The sequence below is a fragment of the Caenispirillum bisanense genome, from assembly GCF_900230255.1.
GTDB lineage: Bacteria > Pseudomonadota > Alphaproteobacteria > Rhodospirillales > Rhodospirillaceae > Caenispirillum > Caenispirillum bisanense_A.
In genome coordinates, this window is record NZ_OCNJ01000001.1 from 163197 (window position 1) to 179213 (window position 16017).

Sequence of the window (16017 nt, forward strand, 5' to 3'; positions counted from 1 at the left end):
GCACGTATAGGCTCCGTGATCCTTCCCCAGCCGGAGCCGGCATGACCCCTTCCTCCCGCACCGCCACCGCCCTGTGGACCGTCGCCCCCGGGCGGGCCGAACTGCGCCGCGAGCCGCTCCCCGACCCGCAGGCGGGCGAGGCGGTGGTGCGGGCTCTGTTCGGCGCCGTCAGCCGCGGGACGGAAGGGCTGGTCTTCCACGGCCGGGTGCCGGAGAGCCAGTACGCCACCATGCGCGCGCCCTTCCAGGCCGGCGACTTCCCCTTTCCCGTCAAGTACGGCTATGCCGGCGTCGGGCGGGTAGAGGACGGGCCGGCGGACCTGATGGGCCGCGCCGTCTTCGCCCTCCACCCTCACCAGGACCGCTGGCTGCTGCCCGCCGAGGCCCTGGTGCCCGTGCCCGAGGACGTGCATGCGGGGCGGGCGGTGCTCGCCGCCAACCTGGAAACCGCCGTCAATGCCCTGTGGGATGCGGCGCCGCGCGTCGGCGACCGCATCGTGGTGCTCGGCGCCGGGGTGGTGGGGGCGCTGACGGCGTGGCTCGCCGGCCGCATCCCCGGCACCACCGTCACCCTCTGCGATCCGCTGCCGCAGCGTCGGGCGGTGGCGGCGGCGCTCGGCATCGGCTTCGCCGCGCCCGAGGAGGCGCCGGGCGAGGCCGATCTGGTGATCGAGGCGTCGGGCAATCCCGCCGCTTTGGCGCAGGCGCTGGAGCTGGCGGGGTTCGAGGCGACGGTGCTCTGCCTGTCGTGGTTCGGTGCCGCCTCGGTGCCGCTGCCGCTCGGCGAGGCGTTCCACAGCCGGCGGCTGCGGCTGGTGTCGTCGCAGGTCGGCGCCGTGTCGCCCGCCCGCCGTGCCCGCCGCAGCCACCGCGACCGGCTGGCGGCGGCGCTGGCGCTGCTGACCGACCCGGCGCTCGACGTCCTGATCTCCGGCGAGACCGCCTTCGCCGACCTGCCCGCCGACCTGCCGCGCGTCCTCGCCCCCGGCGCCGACGTGCTGTGCCACCGCATCCGCTATCCCTGATCCGCTCACCGACCGAGGAGACCCCGCGTCCATGTTCAGCGTCTGCGTCCGCGACCACTTCATGATCGCCCACAGCTTCACCGGCGAGACCTTCGGCCCCGCCCAGCGCCTGCACGGCGCCACCTACGTGGTGGACGTGGAATTCCGCCGGCCCGACCTGGACCCCGACGGCGTGGTGGTGGACATCGGCGCCGCCCATGCGCTGGTGAAGGACGTGCTGTCCGATCTCAACTTCCGCAACCTCGACGACGAGCCGGCCTTCGCCGGCCAGAACACGACCACCGAGTTCCTCGCCCATGCCGTCTGGCGGCGCATCGCCGGGCATGTGCGCGAAGGCACCCTCGGCCCCAATGCCCAGGGGCTGGCCGTGCTCAAGGTGACGCTGCACGAAAGCCACGTCGCCTGGGCCGCCTACGAGGGTGCGCTGACGTCATGATCCACCTCGTCCTGCCCGGCGCCCTCGACCGCCCCACCGGCGGCACCGTCTACGACCGCCGCATGGTGGAGGGCCTGCGCGACCTCGGCCACGCGGTGGCGGTCCACGAACTGGCCGAGGGCTTCCCGCGGCCGGCCCCCCGTGACCGCACGGCGGCGGAAAACCTGCTCGCCCGGCTGCCCGACGACGCCCTGGTGGTGGTCGACGGGCTGGCGCTCGGCGTGCTGCCCGAGGCGGCGGCGGCCCAGGCGGCGCGGCTGCGGCTGGTCGCCCTGGTGCACCACCCGCTGGCCCTGGAGACGGGGCTCGACGCCGTGACGGCGGACGTCTTCGCGGTGATGGAGCGGGCGGCGCTGGCAGCGGTGCGGCAGGTGATCGTCACCAGCCCGGTGACGGCCGAGACGCTGGTGCGCGACTACGGCGTGCCGGCGAATCGAGTGGCGGTCGTGCTGCCGGGCACCGATGCGGCGCCGGCGGCGGCAGGCTCCGACGGGGCGGCGCCGGTGCTGCTGGCGGTGGGCGCGGTGGTGCCGCGCAAGGGGCACGACGTGCTGGTGCGGGCGCTGGCGCCGCTGGCCGACCGGACCTGGCGCCTCACCATCGCCGGGCCGGAGCGCGACGCAGCAACGGCCGCCGAACTCCGGTCGTTGATCGCTAGCGCCGGCCTCGGGGATCGCATCTCCCTGGCCGGCGCCGTCACCTCCGAGGCGCTGGCGGCGCTCTATGACGCCGCGGACGTCTTCGTCCTCGCCTCGCACTACGAAGGGTTCGGCATGGTCCTGACTGAAGCGGTGGCTCGCGGCCTCCCCGTCGTTTCCACCACCGGCGGGGCGATCCCCGCCACCGTCCCGCCCGGCGCCGGGGTCCTGGTGCCGCCGGGCGACGTGGACGCCCTGTCGGCGGCGCTGGCCCGCCTGCTCGACCACCCCGAGGATCGTACCGCCCTGCGCCGCGGGGCCCTTGCCGCCCGCGCGGACCTGCCAGACTGGCGGGCCCAGGCGCAGGCCTTCGCGTCCGTGCTGGAGGCCGTGCGATGAGCGCCGCCGCCATGGACGCCGCCCCGCCCGCCGGCGGCCTCGCCGGCATCGACCCGCTGTTCACCACCGACTGGCTGACCTTGCGCGAACCGCTCGACCGCGCCGCGCGGCCGGTGGCCCTGGTGCAACGCCTGGCCGAGCGCATGCCGCGCGGCCGCGGCCTGTCGGTGGTCGACATGGGCTGCGGCACCGGCTCCAACCTGCGGGCCCTGGCGCCGCACCTGCCGGTGCCGCAGACCTGGCGCTGCATCGACCGCGACCCCCTGCTGCTGCGCGAACTGCCCAACCGCATCCGCCCCTGGGCGGAAGCCGACGGCCTCGCGATGCGGTGGGAAGACGGCGACGAGACCATCCTGGCGGTGGAAGGCCCGGACCACTACCGCTACCGCATCGAGCTGGAGCTGCGCGACCTTTCCGCCGGCGCCGACGATCTGCCGCTGGACGGTGTCGACCTCGTCACCTGCGCGGCGCTCATGGATCTGGTGTCGGCCGGCTGGCTGACCCGTATGGCGCGGGCGGTGGTGGAGGCCGGCGCGCCGTTCTACGCCGCGCTGACCTACAACGGCATGGTCGACTTCACGCCGGTGGACCCGCTGGACGAGGAAGTGATCGCCCTGGTGAACCTGCACCAGCGCGGCGACAAGGGCTTCGGCGCCGCCCTCGGCCCCGACGCGCCGCAGATCATGGCCGACGCCTTCCACGCCCTCGGCTGGCAGGTGGCGACCGAGCCGAGCGACTGGGACGCCGGGCCGGAGACGGTGCGGTTCCAACGCCTGCTCATCGACGATTACGCCCGCGCCGCCGCCGAGATCGCGCCCTCGGACCGGCACGACGCCATCGCCGCCTGGTGCGACCGCCGCCTCAAGGCCGTCGAGCGCGGCCACGGCCGCCTGCAGGTGGGGCACGTCGACCTGCTGGCGCACCCCTGAGCGGGCGTCGCGCATGCGCCGCACCGCCGTGATCGGCACCCTGCGCGCCCTGTCCACCGTGGTGGTGCTGGGCGTCGTGGTGCTGCTGCTCGACACCGACGAGATCCTCGGGCATCTGGCGGGGGTGGAGCCGGTGTGGCTGGCGGCGGCCCTGGCGGCGGCCCTGCCGCACTACCTGTTCTCCGCCGTCCGCTGGCGCTGGTTCACCCGTCTGTTCGGCGGCGACCTCCGCTTACGGCGTGCGGTGCCGGAGTATTTCCTCGCCGTCTTCCTCAACCAGACCCTGCCGGGCGGGGTGCCGGGCGACCTGGTCCGGGCGTGGCGCGACCGCCGCCGCACCCGGACTGACGAAGACGAAGGCCGCACCGCCGGCCTCGGCGAGGCGGGGCGGGCGGTGCTGTGCGAGCGGGTGGCCGGGCAGATCACCCTGGTGCTGGTGGCGCTGATCGGGCTTCTGCTGGTGCCCGGAAACATCCGCTCGGTGCTGCCGCTGTGGGTCTTTCCCGGGGCACTGGCGGGTGTGGCGCTGGTGATCTTCGCCGCCATGCGCATCCTGCGCGCGCTCGCCCGGCGGGGGCGGCGGAAGCCGCAGTTCGCGCTCGAGTTCCTGCGCGACAGCCGCAGCGCCCTGTTCGGTCCGCGGAACTTCGTGATGCATCAGGCCCTGTCGCTGCCGGTGGTGGCGAGCTTCCTCGCCACCTTCTGGTGCGCCGGCAAGGCCATCGGCGTCACCCTGGATCCGGTCATGGCCGTCGGCGTCGTGCCGGTGGTGCTCATGGCCATGACGGTGCCCATCACCGTCGGCGGCTGGGGCGTCCGCGAGGGCGCCGCCGCCGGCCTGTGGGCGGCGGCGGGCCTGCCGGCGAGCCAGGGCGTCGCCATTTCTGTGGTCTACGGTGCGGCGATCCTCATCTCCGCCACCCCCGGCGCGCTGGTGCTGCTGCGGCGGTGACGGAGGGGGAGGGGCGTGGCCGGTCCTGTCAGCGTTCGGCGCGGGTGATCCACTTGGCCTGGGCGAGGGGCTTCCAGTCGCGGAAGCTGGCGACCAGCGCCGCCGGCTCGGTCTCCACCAGCAGCATGCCGCGGTGCTCGGCGCGCAGGAAGCGCTCCGCCACCATGTGGTCGATGAAGGTGCGCAGCGGATCGTAGTAGCCATGGACGTTGAGCAGCCCGACCGGCTTGCCGTGGTTGCCGAGCTGGCCCCAGGTCCAGACCTCGAAGATCTCTTCCATGGTGCCGATGCCGCCGGGCAGGGCGACGAAGCCGTCGGACAGGTCGGCCATGAGCGCCTTGCGCTCGTGCATGCTGGCGACGACGCGCAGCTCGCTCAGGCCCTCGTGCCCCACTTCCAGGTCCATCAGGAACTTGGGGATGACGCCGATCGCGCGCCCGCCGGCGGCGAGGCAGGCGTCCGCCACGATGCCCATGAGGCCGACCCGGCCGCCGCCGTAGACCAGCTCGATGCCTTCCTCGGCCAGCAGCCTCCCCATGCGCGCCGCCGCCGCGCCATAGGCGACGTTGGCACCCTCGTTGGAGCCGGTGAACACGCACAACCGCCGCATGATAGGATCCTCCGTCTGTCGCCTCGCGTCATTGGGTGGCGGCCTCATAGCACCCGGGCGCGCGGCAGCGGAAGTCCCATTCAGCGGAGCGCAGAGCAGCCATGACGACCACACGCCCCGAACGCTGGACCGCCTTCGCCCGCCGCTGGTTCGGCGACGACGTGATCGCCTTCCACCGCGACCACGGCCGGGCGGAGCGCGTCGCCTGGGCCGACGGGCTGGTGCACCAGGACGTCTACGACCGGCCCGAGCCCGACGCGCCGGTGATCGTCATGGTGCACGGCGTGATGGGCTACGGCCGCATGCTGCTGCCGGTGGTGCGCGGCCTGTGGCGGCGCGGCTGCGTGGTGGTGGTGCCAGACGTGCCCGGCTGTGGCCTGTCGGCCACCCGCCACGACAAGGGCAAGCGCCCCATCCTCGACCAGGTGGCGGGGGTGGAGGCGGTGGCGCTGGCGGCCGCCGAACGTTGGCCCGGCCGGCCGCTGGTGCTGAGCGGCGTCAGCCTCGGCGCCCCGACGGCCTTCGCCGCCGCCCTACGGGTGCCGGCGGTGCGGGCGCTGGCCCTGTGGAACCTGTTCGACCCGTCGGACCCGGACGTGCTGCGTAGCGCCGGCCGCTTCGGGGCAGCCAGCGGCGCGCTTCTGAAGGCGGTGCGGCCGCTGGTGCGGGCGGTGCCGGGCCTTCCCATGCCGGCCATGATCGGCATGGCGCTGGAGCACCTGAACGACACGCCCGGCTTCCTGCGCTCGCTCATGGACGACCCGCTGATCTCGCGCACCGGTACCCTCGGCTTCATGCAGTCGCTCCAACTCGACCTGCCGCCGCGCCTACGCTGGGCGGAGTGGGACCGGCCCATCCTGGTGCTGCAGCCGGCGGCCGACCGCATGATCCCGCCCGCCGCCACCGAACGGGCCTTCGCCGCCCTGACGGGTGCAGCCGAACCCAAGCGGCTGGTGCTGCTCGACGGCGTGCCGCACTTCCCGGCCGAGGTCGCCCCCTACGAGCGGGCGGCGGAGGAGGTGGCGGCCTTCCTGGCCGAGGCGGGCTTGCTGACCCGTTAGCCGGGGCCGTCCATCAGCGCCGCCACCTCGCGCACCCGCTCGATCAGCGGCTCGGGCAGGGCGTCGAGGGCGAACCAGCCGGCGTCGAGCGCATCGTCGGCGGCGCAGCAGGTGCCCTGCGGCTCCACCGCAAGCATGGCGACCAGCACGAAGTGATGGGCGACCGCCCCCGTCGCCGGGTCGCGTTCGAGGGCATCCAGCGCCGTCAGCGGGTGGCGGATGCGGGCGGTGATGCCGGTTTCCTCCAGCAGCTCGCGGGCGGCGCAGGCCTCCAGCGTCTCGCCGAGGTGCGGCTTGCCGCCGGGGAAGCCCCACATGCCGGCCGAGGGCGGGTTGCGGCGGCGGACCAGCAGGATGCGGCCGGCGGTATCGCGCACGGCGACGATGACGCCGACCCGCGGCTCGCCCTCACGCCAGGGCAAAGCCGCACTCCTTCAGGGCCGCTACGGTTTCCTCCGGCACTTCCTCGGGCAGGAAGTGGCCGCCGGGCAGGGCGCGGCCGCGCACGTCGTCGGCCTTGGCCCGCCAGGTGGCGAGCACGTCGTAGTTGGCCTCCATGAGCCCCTTGCCGCCCCACAGGGCCACCAGCGGGCAGGCGATGCGGCGGCCGAGGTCGGCCTCGTCGTGCTCCAGGTCGATGGTGGCGGCGGCGCGGTAGTCCTCGCAGGTGGCGTGGATGGTGGCGGGGTCGCGGAAGGCGCGGCGGTACTCGGCGACGGCGGCGGGGTCGTAGGCCGAGAGGCCGGTGCCCCAGGCGCCCAGCTTCCACTCCAGATAGAAGTTCGGCTCCGCCCCGATGAGCCGCTCGGGCAGCGGTGCCGGCTGGGCGAGGAACAGCCAGTGGTAATAGGCGAGGCCGACCTTGCGGTTCATGTCGGCGAAGATCGTATGTGTCGGGACGATGTCGAGCACCGCCGCCCGCTCCACCCGCTCGGGATGGTCGAGGCACAGGCGATGGGTGACGCGGCCGCCGCGGTCGTGCCCGATGACCTGGAAGCGCTCATGGCCCAGCGCCGTCATGATGGCCGCCGCATCGGCCGCCATGGTGCGGCGGCAATAGGTTTCGTGGCGGGGATCGCCCGCCGGCTTGTCGCTGTCGCCGTAGCCGCGCAGGTCGGGCATGACCAGCGTATGAGTCTTCGCCAGCAGCGGCGCCATGCGGTGCCAGCAGGCGTGCGTCTGCGGGTAGCCGTGCAGCAGCAGGAGCGGCGGCCCCTCGCCACCGACGCGGACGGTGTGCGTCAGGCCGTTGGCCGCGATGCGGCGGCAGGCGAAGCCGGGCGGGAACAGGGCGTCGGCGGGATGGCTCTCGGTCATGCGCTGGCCTCCGGTCTGGCGGAAGGGTTCAGGCTGCCACAGGGGACGGCGGGGTGGGAGGGCCAATGCGGCGAGCCGCCGGGCGGACGGTTGCCGCCGCCAGCGCGGTGGATCATAGTCAGGGAAACGTGTCGGAGGACGGTGCCATGGGCGTGACTTCCGACGCAGTCGCACCGCCGGTCCTGCGGCTGTCCGATCTCGCCTGACCCACCGCAGCCCGTTGCCTCCGGGGGCGTTCGCAGGCATGTTAGAAGGGATGACGGAGATCGCACCCATGGGCATCGACTTGACGATCGCCGGCCTTGACGAGGCCACCATCGCCAGACTGAGGCTTCGAGCCGAGGTGCACGGCCGGTCCCTCACCGACGAGGCCGCCGAGGTCTTGCGGGACGCGGTGGCGCGGGACGTCGAGACGTTCATGGAGGCAGCGCGGAAGTGCCGCCAGGCGACCTCCGGCAAGGTTACGACGTCGACGACCGATATCCTCCGCGAGATCCGCGAGGGTCGATGATCGGCACCCTCGACTACGTCGTCGATGCCAGCGTCGCCATCAAGTGAGTGGTCGAGGAGGAGGACTCGGAGACGGCTCTGCACATCCTGGGCAAGGGACTGTGCGCCCCGTCGCTGTTGCGGGCCGAATGCGCCAATATCCTTTGGCGCCTCGTCCAGCGGGAACAGTTGAGCGAGACGGTTGCGCGGTCGAATGCCGCCACGCTCGATGCCGCTCCGATCACCTTTGTCGATGCGCACCCGCGGATGGACGATGCAGTTGGCTTGGCCGTCAAGCTGAAGCATCCGGCCTACGACATCGTCTATCTGGCGCTCGCGATGGCTCTGCAGATCCCGTTCGTCACTGCCGATGCGCGTTTCCTGCGAAAGGTGGAAGCGTGTGACAGCAAAGCAGCCGCCTACATCGTCCCGCTGTCCGACCTCGCCTAACCGCCGTACCACCCCGCCGGCATCCCCGCTTCCTCGCGCGCCGGGCCGTTGAACGGGCCCTTCAGGCCGCCCGGGTAGAGCCGTGCCAGCCGGGCGTCGTAGTCGGCCTGGGGGTCGAGGCCGCGCGTCTCGCACATGTGGCGGAACCAGCGCACGCCGGCGGCGACGTGGGTGATCTCGTCGCGGTAGATGACGTCGAGAACCGCCACCGTCTCGGCGTCGCCGTTGGCGGTCAGGCGCGCCATGGTGGGCGGGGTGGTGTCGAGGCCGCGCGCCTCGTGGGTCATGGGCACCAGCGCCAGCCGGTCGAGCACGTCGCCGGCGGTGGCGGTGGCTGCCTGCCACAGGCCGTCGTGGGCCGGCAGGTCGCCATAGGCCGCACCCAGATCGGCGAGGCGGCGCTCCAGCAGCTCGAAATGCAGCGCTTCGTCGATCGCCACCTGCACCCAGTCGTCGTAGAACTCCCGCGGCAGGCTCTCGCGCGCCGCGAAGCGGGCGACGATGTCCCACGCCAGGTCGATGGCGTTCAGCTCGATGTGGGCCAGCGCGTGCAGCAGGGCGATGCGCCCGCGCGTGCCGCCCTTGGACCGCTTGGGCATGTCCTTGGGCGGCAGCAGTTCCGGCCGGGGCGGGCGGGCCGGGCGGTCGGGCGGCAGATCGCCGCCGACCTCGGCGAGGCCGCCGCTCTTCCACGCCTCGCCGTAAAGGCGGGTCAGGCGGATCTTGTCGGCGGGGTCCGCCGCCTGCAACACGGCGCAGGCGGCGGCGGTCAGGGTGCGGACGGCCTCGGTCACAGCGCCTTCACGGCCTCCAGCACCTCGGCGGCGTGGCCCTTCACCTTCACCTTCGGCCAGACGCGGGCGAGCGTGCCGTCGCGGCCGACCAGGAAGGTGGACCGTTCGATGCCGAGGAAGGTCTTGCCGTACATGCTCTTTTCCTTCCACACGCCGTAGCGTTCGCAGACGTCGCCCTCGGCGTCGGAGGCGAGCGGGAAGGTCAGGCCGTGCTTGGCCTTGAACTTGTCGTGCTTGGCGACCGTGTCCTTGGAGATGCCGATCACCACCGCGTCGATGCCCGAGAAGTCGGGCATGGCGTCGCGGAAGTCGCAGGCCTCGGTGGTGCAGCCGGGGGTGTCGTCCTTGGGGTAGAAGTACAGCACCACCGGCTTGCCGCGCAGGTCGGACAGGGTGACGCTGCCGCCGCCGTCGGTGGGCAGGGTGAAATCGGGGGCGGTGTCGCCGACGGACAGGGTCATGGGGTCTGGCTCCTCGATCCGGAAAAAGTCAGGTGGGGTCCGGTTCTACGCCGTCGGCGCCGGGCTGGACCTCCGCCAGCCGCGCCCGCGCCGCCTCGGCCGGTTCCTCCACCAGGCGGCGGAACACGGCATGGGCGGCGGCAGCGATGTCCGCCATGTGCGCCTTTAGCGCGTCGAAGTCCGGACAGCCGGCCGCCTTCACCAGCTTTTCCTTGAGGCCGATGGGCGCCGTCTCTTCGTTGAAGCGGCCCTCGATGCAGTGGCGCAGGACGCCCTGGATGGTCAGCCACAGGAAATGCGCCCGGTCCAGCGCGGCGGCGTCCTCGGCGTCGATGAGGCCGGCGGCGGTGAGGTTCTTCAGCGCCGTCTCGGTATTGGGCGAGAGGATGTCGCGGTGGGCGTGGCCGTGGCGCAGCTGCATGTACTGGCAGACGAACTCCACGTCCACCATGCCGCCGCGCATGTGCTTGACGTCCCAGGTGTCGCCGTCCTTGGTGAGTTCCTTGGCCATGCGGGCGCGCATGTCGGCGACGTCGACCAGCAGCTTGTCGGGGTCGCGCGGGCGGCACAGCACCTCGCAGATGGCGTCGCGCACCTTGGCCGCCAGCACCGGATCGCCGCAGGCGACACGGGCGCGCACCAGGGCCAGATGCTCCCACGTCCAGGCGTCGTCGCGGTTGTACTTGACGAAGCTCTCGAAGCTGGTGGCGAGCGGCCCCTTGTTGCCCGAGGGGCGCAGGCGCAGGTCCACCTCCCACAGGCGGCCCTCGCTGGTCATGGCGGTGACGGCGTTGACGAAGCGCTGCGTCAGGCGGCCGAAGTATTCGGTGCGCGACAGCGGCTTGCGGCCGTCGCTGGCCTCCACGTCGGCCGGCGCGTCGTAGACGCAGATGAGGTCGAGGTCGCTGGTCGCCGTCATTTCCTCGCCGCCCGCCTTGCCCATGGCGACGACGGCCAGCCCGGCGCCGGGAAAGGTGCCGGCGGTGCGGGCCAGTTCGGCCGTCACCGGCGGGATCAGGCGGTCGAGCACCACGTCGGCGACGGCGGCCAGTTCGCGGCCGCTTTCGCGGGCGTCGGCCATGTGGCGCAGGGTCTGCAGGCCGACCTGGAACTTGTGGTCGTTGGCGAAACGGCGGCTGATGTCGAGCACGTGCTCGAAGTCGCGCGCATCGGCCAGCCGCAGGTCCAGTTCCTCGGCCAGCTCGCCGCGGTCGGGCAGGGCGTCGAAGAAGCCCGGCGTCAGCACGGCGTCCATGAGGCCCGGGTTCCGCGACAGGATCTCCGCCAGCCGCGGCGCATCGCCCATGATCTCGGCCACCAGATCGAGCAGCTGCGGGTGGGTGTAGAACAGGCTGAACAGCTGCACGCCGGCGGGCAGGCGGCTGAGGAACTCGTCGAAGCGGAAGAACGCCTTGTCGGGGTCGGCGGTGCGGCCGAGGGCGCGCAGCAGGGTCGGCACCAGCTCGGTCAACATTTCCTTCGACCGGGTGGAGCGCACGGCGCGGTAGCGCCCGTGGTGCCAGCCGCGCACCGTGGCGGCGACGCCCGAGGGGTTGCCGTAGCCCATGTCGGCCAGCGTCTGGATGGTGGCCGGGTCGTCCTCGTTGCCGGTGAAGACCAGATTGCCCTCGTCGGACAGGCTCGGCTCTTCCTCGAACAGGTCGGCGTAGTGGCTTTCGACCGTGTGCAGCACGTCCTTCAGCGCCGCCTCGAAGGCGGGCAGGTCGGGGTAGCCCACGAAGACCGCGAGGTCGCGCAGCTTGGCCGGTTCCGCCGGCAGGGTCTGGGTCTGGGCGTCCTCGATCATCTGCAGGCGGTGTTCGAGAGTGCGGAGGTAGCGGTAGCACTGCGCCAGCTCGTCGCACACCGCCTGCTTGACGTGGTCCGTGGCGACCAGCGCCTGCAGGGCGTCCAGGGTGCGCGGGCTGCGGTTCTGCGGCTCGCGGCCGCCCCAGATGAGTTGCTGGGTCTGGGCGAAGAACTCGATCTCGCGGATGCCGCCGCGGCCGAGCTTGATGTTGTGCCCGGCCACCGCCACCTTGGCGCCGCCCTTGGCGGCATGGATCTGGCGCTTGATCGAGTGGATGTCCTGGATGGCGTGGAAATCCAGCGACTTGCGCCACACGAAGGGGCGCAGGTGGGACAGGAAGCCCTGGCCCGCCGCATCGTCGCCGGCGACGCAACGCGCCTTGATCATGGCGGCGCGTTCCCAGTTCTGGCCGAAGCTCTCGTAATAGGTCTCGGCCGCCGGCAGGGCGATGGCGATCTTGGTCGAGCCGGGGTCGGGGCGCAGGCGCAGGTCGGTGCGGAAGACGTAGCCGTCGGCGGTGCGCTCGTCCATCAGCCGCACCAGATCCTTGGTGATGCGGACGAAGAACTCGCCGATGAACTTGCTGCCGCGATAGTCCGCCTTGTCGGGGTCGAAGACGACGATCAGGTCGATGTCGGAGCTGTAGTTGAGTTCGCGCGCCCCCAGCTTGCCCATGCCGAGCACGAAGTAGCCGCAGTCGCGTTCCGGCGCCGCCGGGTCGGGCAGCACGATCTCACCCGCCTCGTGCGCTTTGCGCAGCAGGAAGCCGCAGGACATGCGCAAGGCGGCCTCGGCGAAGTCGGACAGGGCGGCGGTGACGCGGTCGACGTCCCAGGCGCCCGCGATGTCGGCCAGCGCAACCGCCAGCGCCATGCGGCGTTTGGCGATGCGCAGGGTCTTCATCGCCTTATTCATGTCGCTTTCGGCGGCGATGGTCTCGCGCGTTTCGGCGAGCAGGCCGGTCAGCGCCGCCTCCGGCCCCTGGGTCAGCAGGCGGCGCAGGAAGGCCGGCTCGCGCAGCACGCAGGCGGTCAGGAACGGGCTGTTGCCGAACACGGCGTCGAGCAGCGGGCCAACCCGCGCATCGTCGGCGGCGGCCGTCACGAAGGCGGCCAGATCGGCGTCGTCGGTCTGCCCGGCCAGGGCGGCGAACCGCTCGCGGCCGCGGTCGCGGCGCTCGCCGTCGGCGGGCGCCGGCAGGGTGGCGGAGGGGTCCGGAAAGGCGAAGTCAGGCATTTGCAAGTCCCGGGTTTTCGCGCACACTGCGCGATAGGTCGCCCGGGGTCAAGCGACGGGGCAGAGGGCCCCGGCGACCGGCTGCATCGGAGTATGAACGGGCGTGGTTCACGGCGCCGTCAAGTGGCTGTTCAAGGGGCTGGCGGGGCTCGCCTTCCTGCTCCTCGTCATCGGCGCCGGCATCGCCCTGCGGCTGTCGCAGGGGCCGCTGTCGCTCGACCTGCTCACCCCCTACGTGGAAGAGGCCGTCAACGACCCCGACGCCGCCGTGCGCATCGGCGTCGGCGGCACCGCCCTGCACTGGGGCGGGCTGGATGCGCCCTTCGACTTGCGCGTACGCGACATCCGCGCCACCGACCGTTCCGGCGCCCTCATCGCCCAGGTGCCGGAAGCCTCGCTCACCGTCGACCCGCGGCCCTACCTGCGCGACGGCACCCTCGCCATCGACGCCGTCACCCTGCGCGGCCCCGAGGTCGCCCTGCGGCGCGAGGCGGACGGTTCCGTCACCCTCGCCATGGGCGACGCCGGCCGCGCCGCCGAGCAGCCGGCACCGGCGGTGGAGCACCATGCCGACACGGTGGCCGGGGCGGTGCGCGCCGTGCTGCGCGAGCTGGGTCTCGACGACGGCGGCTCGCCGCCGGCCCTGGCGCTGCCGCAGGTCTTGCGCATCGCCGACGCCCGCATCGTGCTCGACGACCGCATGACCGGCATGGTGTGGCGGGTGCCCGAGGCCGACGCCGTCCTGCGCCGCGAGGCCGACCGGCTGGCGGCGGAAGCCTCGCTGCGGGTGGCGACCCCGGACGGCACCGGCACCACCACGCTCGACCTCGTCGCCTACCTGGAGCGCGGCGGCGTCATCGACGCGGGGCTCACCCTGCGCGACCTGCGTCCGGCCGACTTCGCCGCCGCCGACGAACGCCTCGCCGACCTCGCGGGCTTCGACCTGCCGCTGTCGGGCACGCTGACGGCGACGGCCTCGCTCGACGGCGACCGCGTCGCCCTCGACCTGCTGACGGCCTCCCTGTCGGCCAAGCCCGGCGTGCTGGTGCTGCCCGATCCGGTGCAGCACGCCTACGAGGTCGACCGCCTCGCGCTGCACCTCTCCGCCGCCGACGACCTGCGGCACGTGGTGCTCGACAGCTTCACCCTCGGCCTCGGCGGCACCACGGTCGGCCTGCAGGCGGCGCTGGAGCGGACGGCGGAGGGCGTCAGCGCCACCGCCGACGTCACCCTCGACCGCGTGGAGACGGACCGCCTGCCGCAGTTGTGGCCGGCGGCGGTGGCCGACGGCGCCCGCGACTGGATCGACGAGCGCCTGGCCGACGGCGCCGTCACCGGCCTGACCCTGCACGCCGCCGTGGCCGGCGCCGATTTCGACACCCTCGCCCTGACGGCCCTGGAAGGTCGCGCCGACGTGCAGGGCGTGACGGTCGACTACCTGCCGCCCATGCCCAAGGTGCGCGAGGCGGCGGCCGAACTGGTCTTCGCGCCCGAGGCGGTGACGCTGGTCCTCTCCGGCGGCAAGGTGTTCGACCTGGCGGTCACCGGCGGCACGCTCACCTTCGGCGGGCTGGCGGAGGAAGACCAGACGGCCGACATCGCCCTGACCGTGGAAGGCCCGGTGCTCGACGCTCTGCGGCTGGTGGACAGCGAACCGCTCGGCTACGTCTCGCGCTACGGCCTGCCGCTGAAGGGCGTGAAGGGCCGCCAGGTGACCGACCTGCACCTCGCCTTCCCGCTGCTCAGCGACCTCGACCTCGACGACCTGAAGGTGAAGGCGGTCAGCCGCCTGAAGGGCGTCGCCCTGCCCAAGGTGGCCTTCGACCAGGACCTGTCGGAAGGCTCGCTCGCACTGGAGGTCGATACCGAAGGGCTGGTGGTGGAAGGCGACGCCGCCCTCGGCGGCGTGCCGGCGGTGGTGAAGTGGGAGGAGAACTTCACCGGCAAGGGGCCGTTCACCGGCCGCTATACGGCGTCGGCCGTGCTCGACGACGCGGAGCGGGCGCGCTTCGGCCTCGACATCATCCCCTTCACCAAGCCCTTCACCACCGGGCCGGCGGGCGCCTCGGTGATCCTGACCGTGCTGCCGGGCGGGACGCAGACGCTGGGCGCCACCATCGACCTGACCGCCGCCGACATGCGCCTGCCGGGCTTCGGCTGGCACAAGCCGGCCGGCGAGGCGGGCACGGCGACGCTGGCCGGGCGGCTCGACAAGGCCGGGCAGCTGCAGGCCATCAACCACTTCACCGTCACCGCCGGCACGCAGCTCGCCATGACCGGGCAGGTGGACATGACCGACGAGGGCACCCTCGACCACGTCGCCTTCGCCGACGTGCGGGTGGGCGAGACGCGCCTCGCCGGCGGCCTGACCATGCGGCCCGACGGCGGGCTCGACGTCGAGGTGCGGGGCGCGTCCCTCGACGCGGTGCCGTTCCTCGAAGACCGCCCCATGGGCGCCTCCGACAGCGCCGCCTTGCCGGAGGAGGAGGGCACCGAGGAATCCGACCTGCCGCCGCTGTCGCTGCGGGCGCAGTTCGACGTGGTGTGGGTGACCGAGGACAGCACCATGGAATCCGTCGTCGCCCACATGATCCGCGACGAGGAGGGCTGGACCTCCATGGACATCCGCGGCCTCGCCGAAGGGCAGGAGCCGGTCGCCTTCGACTTCCGGCCGCTGGAGGCGGGCTCGCCCAACCGCGCCTTCACGCTCGACAGCGGCAATGCGGGCACGGTGCTGCGGGCGCTGAACGTCATCGACAACGTGGAAGGCGGCCGCCTGCGCGTCGAAGGGGCGATGGACGCCCTCGGCAACGTCACCGGCGTCGCCCGCATCGGCGACTTCCGCCTCGTGCGGGCACCGGCGCTGGCCAAGATCCTGTCCGTCGCGGCGCTCACCGGCATCCTGGAAAGCCTGACGGGCGAGGGGCTGTTCTTCCAGTCGGCGACCGTGCCCTTCACCTACGTCGACGGCATGCTGCGCCTGTCGGACGCCCGCGCCAACGGCCCGTCGCTCGGCTTCACCGCCGAGGGCGCCATGGACCTGCGGCAGGACCGCATGGACATGCAGGGCACCATCGTGCCGGCCTATGCGCTCAACAGCCTGCTCGGCAGCATCCCCATCGTCGGCGACCTGCTGACGGGCGGGGACAAGGGCGGCGGCATCTTCGCCGCGACCTATACGGTGACCGGGCCGCTCGACGATCCCGACGCCTCGGTCAACCCGCTGTCGGTGCTGGCGCCGGGCATCCTGCGCAAGATCTTCGAAGGCGAAGCCGCGCAAACCGTCCGCCGCCCGGAAGACGGCCCGCCGCCGGGCGGGACGACGCAGTAGGGGGCATTTATTCCAGGTTTCGTGCTGCCTTTCCCACCCCACCGCATGTCATGGCCGGGCTTGACCCGGCCACCCACGA

General features: G+C 72.7%; 15 protein-coding genes. 9 read left to right on the plus strand and 6 right to left on the minus strand.

The window, feature by feature from the left end:
• Positions 1–41 precede the first annotated feature (41 nt).
• The 5 genes from CRP50_RS00810 to CRP50_RS00830 are packed head-to-tail and all read left to right on the plus strand — an operon-like array spanning position 42 to position 4379.
• Positions 42–1025: a zinc-dependent alcohol dehydrogenase gene (locus tag CRP50_RS00810; RefSeq protein WP_097277081.1), complete on the plus strand. Its 984-nt coding sequence runs from the start codon at positions 42–44 to the stop codon at positions 1023–1025.
• 31 nt (positions 1026–1056) lie between these two features.
• Complete coding sequence (locus CRP50_RS00815; RefSeq protein ID WP_097277082.1) at positions 1057–1461, plus strand: 6-pyruvoyl trahydropterin synthase family protein; 405 nt, start codon at positions 1057–1059, stop codon at positions 1459–1461.
• Positions 1458–2498 (plus strand): glycosyltransferase family 4 protein, encoded by a 1041-nt coding sequence (locus CRP50_RS00820; RefSeq protein WP_097277083.1) that lies wholly within the window; start codon positions 1458–1460, stop codon positions 2496–2498. The genes CRP50_RS00815 and CRP50_RS00820 overlap by 4 nt, the downstream gene beginning before the upstream one ends.
• Positions 2495–3427 (plus strand): class I SAM-dependent methyltransferase, encoded by a 933-nt coding sequence (locus CRP50_RS00825; protein WP_097277084.1) that lies wholly within the window; start codon positions 2495–2497, stop codon positions 3425–3427. The genes CRP50_RS00820 and CRP50_RS00825 overlap by 4 nt, the downstream gene beginning before the upstream one ends.
• A 13-nt stretch (positions 3428–3440) precedes the next feature.
• On the plus strand, positions 3441–4379 hold the full coding sequence (locus CRP50_RS00830) for a lysylphosphatidylglycerol synthase transmembrane domain-containing protein (RefSeq protein WP_097277085.1): 939 nt from the start codon (positions 3441–3443) through the stop codon (positions 4377–4379).
• Between the two features lie 28 nt (positions 4380–4407).
• Here the strand turns inward: CRP50_RS00830 and CRP50_RS00835 are convergent, their stop codons facing one another.
• Positions 4408–4989 (minus strand): TIGR00730 family Rossman fold protein, encoded by a 582-nt coding sequence (locus tag CRP50_RS00835; protein ID WP_097277086.1) that lies wholly within the window; start codon positions 4987–4989, stop codon positions 4408–4410.
• Positions 4990–5090: 101 nt separating this feature from the next.
• Between CRP50_RS00835 and CRP50_RS00840 the strand changes: the two genes are divergently transcribed.
• Positions 5091–6050, plus strand: a complete 960-nt coding sequence (locus CRP50_RS00840; protein ID WP_097277087.1) for an alpha/beta fold hydrolase — start codon at positions 5091–5093, stop codon at positions 6048–6050.
• Here the strand turns inward: CRP50_RS00840 and CRP50_RS00845 are convergent.
• Positions 6047–6472: an NUDIX hydrolase gene (locus tag CRP50_RS00845; RefSeq protein WP_097277088.1), complete on the minus strand. Its 426-nt coding sequence runs from the start codon at positions 6470–6472 to the stop codon at positions 6047–6049. The two genes, CRP50_RS00840 and CRP50_RS00845, sit on opposite strands and share 4 nt — an antisense overlap.
• A complete protein-coding gene (locus CRP50_RS00850) occupies positions 6459–7367 on the minus strand; it encodes an alpha/beta fold hydrolase (RefSeq protein WP_097277089.1) in 909 nt (302 codons plus the stop codon). Before CRP50_RS00850 ends, CRP50_RS00845 begins: the two co-directional genes overlap by 14 nt.
• 274 nt (positions 7368–7641) lie before the next feature.
• Between CRP50_RS00850 and CRP50_RS00855 the strand changes: the two genes are divergently transcribed.
• Entirely contained in the window at positions 7642–7878 is a 237-nt protein-coding gene (locus tag CRP50_RS00855; protein ID WP_097277090.1) for a FitA-like ribbon-helix-helix domain-containing protein, read from the plus strand.
• A 47-nt stretch (positions 7879–7925) separates the two neighbouring features.
• On the plus strand, positions 7926–8306 hold the full coding sequence (locus CRP50_RS00860; protein WP_097277091.1) for a type II toxin-antitoxin system VapC family toxin: 381 nt from the start codon (positions 7926–7928) through the stop codon (positions 8304–8306).
• Here CRP50_RS00860 and CRP50_RS00865 read toward each other — a convergent pair.
• From CRP50_RS00865 to CRP50_RS00875, 3 genes are read right to left on the minus strand one after another with little or no spacing between them, the layout of a single operon-like run.
• On the minus strand, positions 8303–9100 hold the full coding sequence (locus CRP50_RS00865) for a ferritin-like domain-containing protein (protein WP_097277092.1): 798 nt from the start codon (positions 9098–9100) through the stop codon (positions 8303–8305). The two genes, CRP50_RS00860 and CRP50_RS00865, sit on opposite strands and share 4 nt — an antisense overlap.
• A complete protein-coding gene (gene bcp / locus CRP50_RS00870; RefSeq protein WP_097277093.1) occupies positions 9097–9561 on the minus strand; it encodes a thioredoxin-dependent thiol peroxidase in 465 nt (154 codons plus the stop codon). The genes CRP50_RS00865 and bcp overlap by 4 nt, the downstream gene beginning before the upstream one ends.
• Positions 9562–9589: 28 nt before the next feature.
• Positions 9590–12607, minus strand: coding sequence for a bifunctional [glutamine synthetase] adenylyltransferase/[glutamine synthetase]-adenylyl-L-tyrosine phosphorylase (locus CRP50_RS00875; RefSeq protein ID WP_097277094.1), 3018 nt, complete (start codon positions 12605–12607; stop codon positions 9590–9592).
• A 103-nt stretch (positions 12608–12710) separates the two neighbouring features.
• On the opposite strand from CRP50_RS00875, the gene CRP50_RS00880 reads away from it, so the two are divergent.
• Positions 12711–15938, plus strand: a complete 3228-nt coding sequence (locus CRP50_RS00880; RefSeq protein ID WP_097277095.1) for a DUF3971 domain-containing protein — start codon at positions 12711–12713, stop codon at positions 15936–15938.
• Positions 15939–16017 lie beyond the last annotated feature (79 nt).

Excerpts from the sequence above, each read along its gene's own strand:
- CRP50_RS00825 (WP_097277084.1), top strand. The coding sequence starts at position 2,495 with ATGAGCGCCGCCGCCATGGACGCCGCCCCGCCCGCCGGCGGCCTCGCC.
- CRP50_RS00840 (WP_097277087.1), top strand. The coding sequence starts at position 5,091 with ATGACGACCACACGCCCCGAACGCTGGACCGCCTTCGCCCGCCGCTGG.
- CRP50_RS00815 (WP_097277082.1), top strand. The coding sequence starts at position 1,057 with ATGTTCAGCGTCTGCGTCCGCGACCACTTCATGATCGCCCACAGCTTC.
- CRP50_RS00810 (WP_097277081.1), top strand. The coding sequence starts at position 42 with ATGACCCCTTCCTCCCGCACCGCCACCGCCCTGTGGACCGTCGCCCCC.
- CRP50_RS00850 (WP_097277089.1), bottom strand. The coding sequence starts at position 7,367 with ATGACCGAGAGCCATCCCGCCGACGCCCTGTTCCCGCCCGGCTTCGCC.
- bcp (WP_097277093.1), bottom strand. The coding sequence starts at position 9,561 with ATGACCCTGTCCGTCGGCGACACCGCCCCCGATTTCACCCTGCCCACC.
- CRP50_RS00875 (WP_097277094.1), bottom strand. The coding sequence starts at position 12,607 with ATGCCTGACTTCGCCTTTCCGGACCCCTCCGCCACCCTGCCGGCGCCC.
- CRP50_RS00820 (WP_097277083.1), top strand. The coding sequence starts at position 1,458 with ATGATCCACCTCGTCCTGCCCGGCGCCCTCGACCGCCCCACCGGCGGC.
- CRP50_RS00835 (WP_097277086.1), bottom strand. The coding sequence starts at position 4,989 with ATGCGGCGGTTGTGCGTGTTCACCGGCTCCAACGAGGGTGCCAACGTC.
- CRP50_RS00855 (WP_097277090.1), top strand. The coding sequence starts at position 7,642 with ATGGGCATCGACTTGACGATCGCCGGCCTTGACGAGGCCACCATCGCC.
- CRP50_RS00830 (WP_097277085.1), top strand. The coding sequence starts at position 3,441 with ATGCGCCGCACCGCCGTGATCGGCACCCTGCGCGCCCTGTCCACCGTG.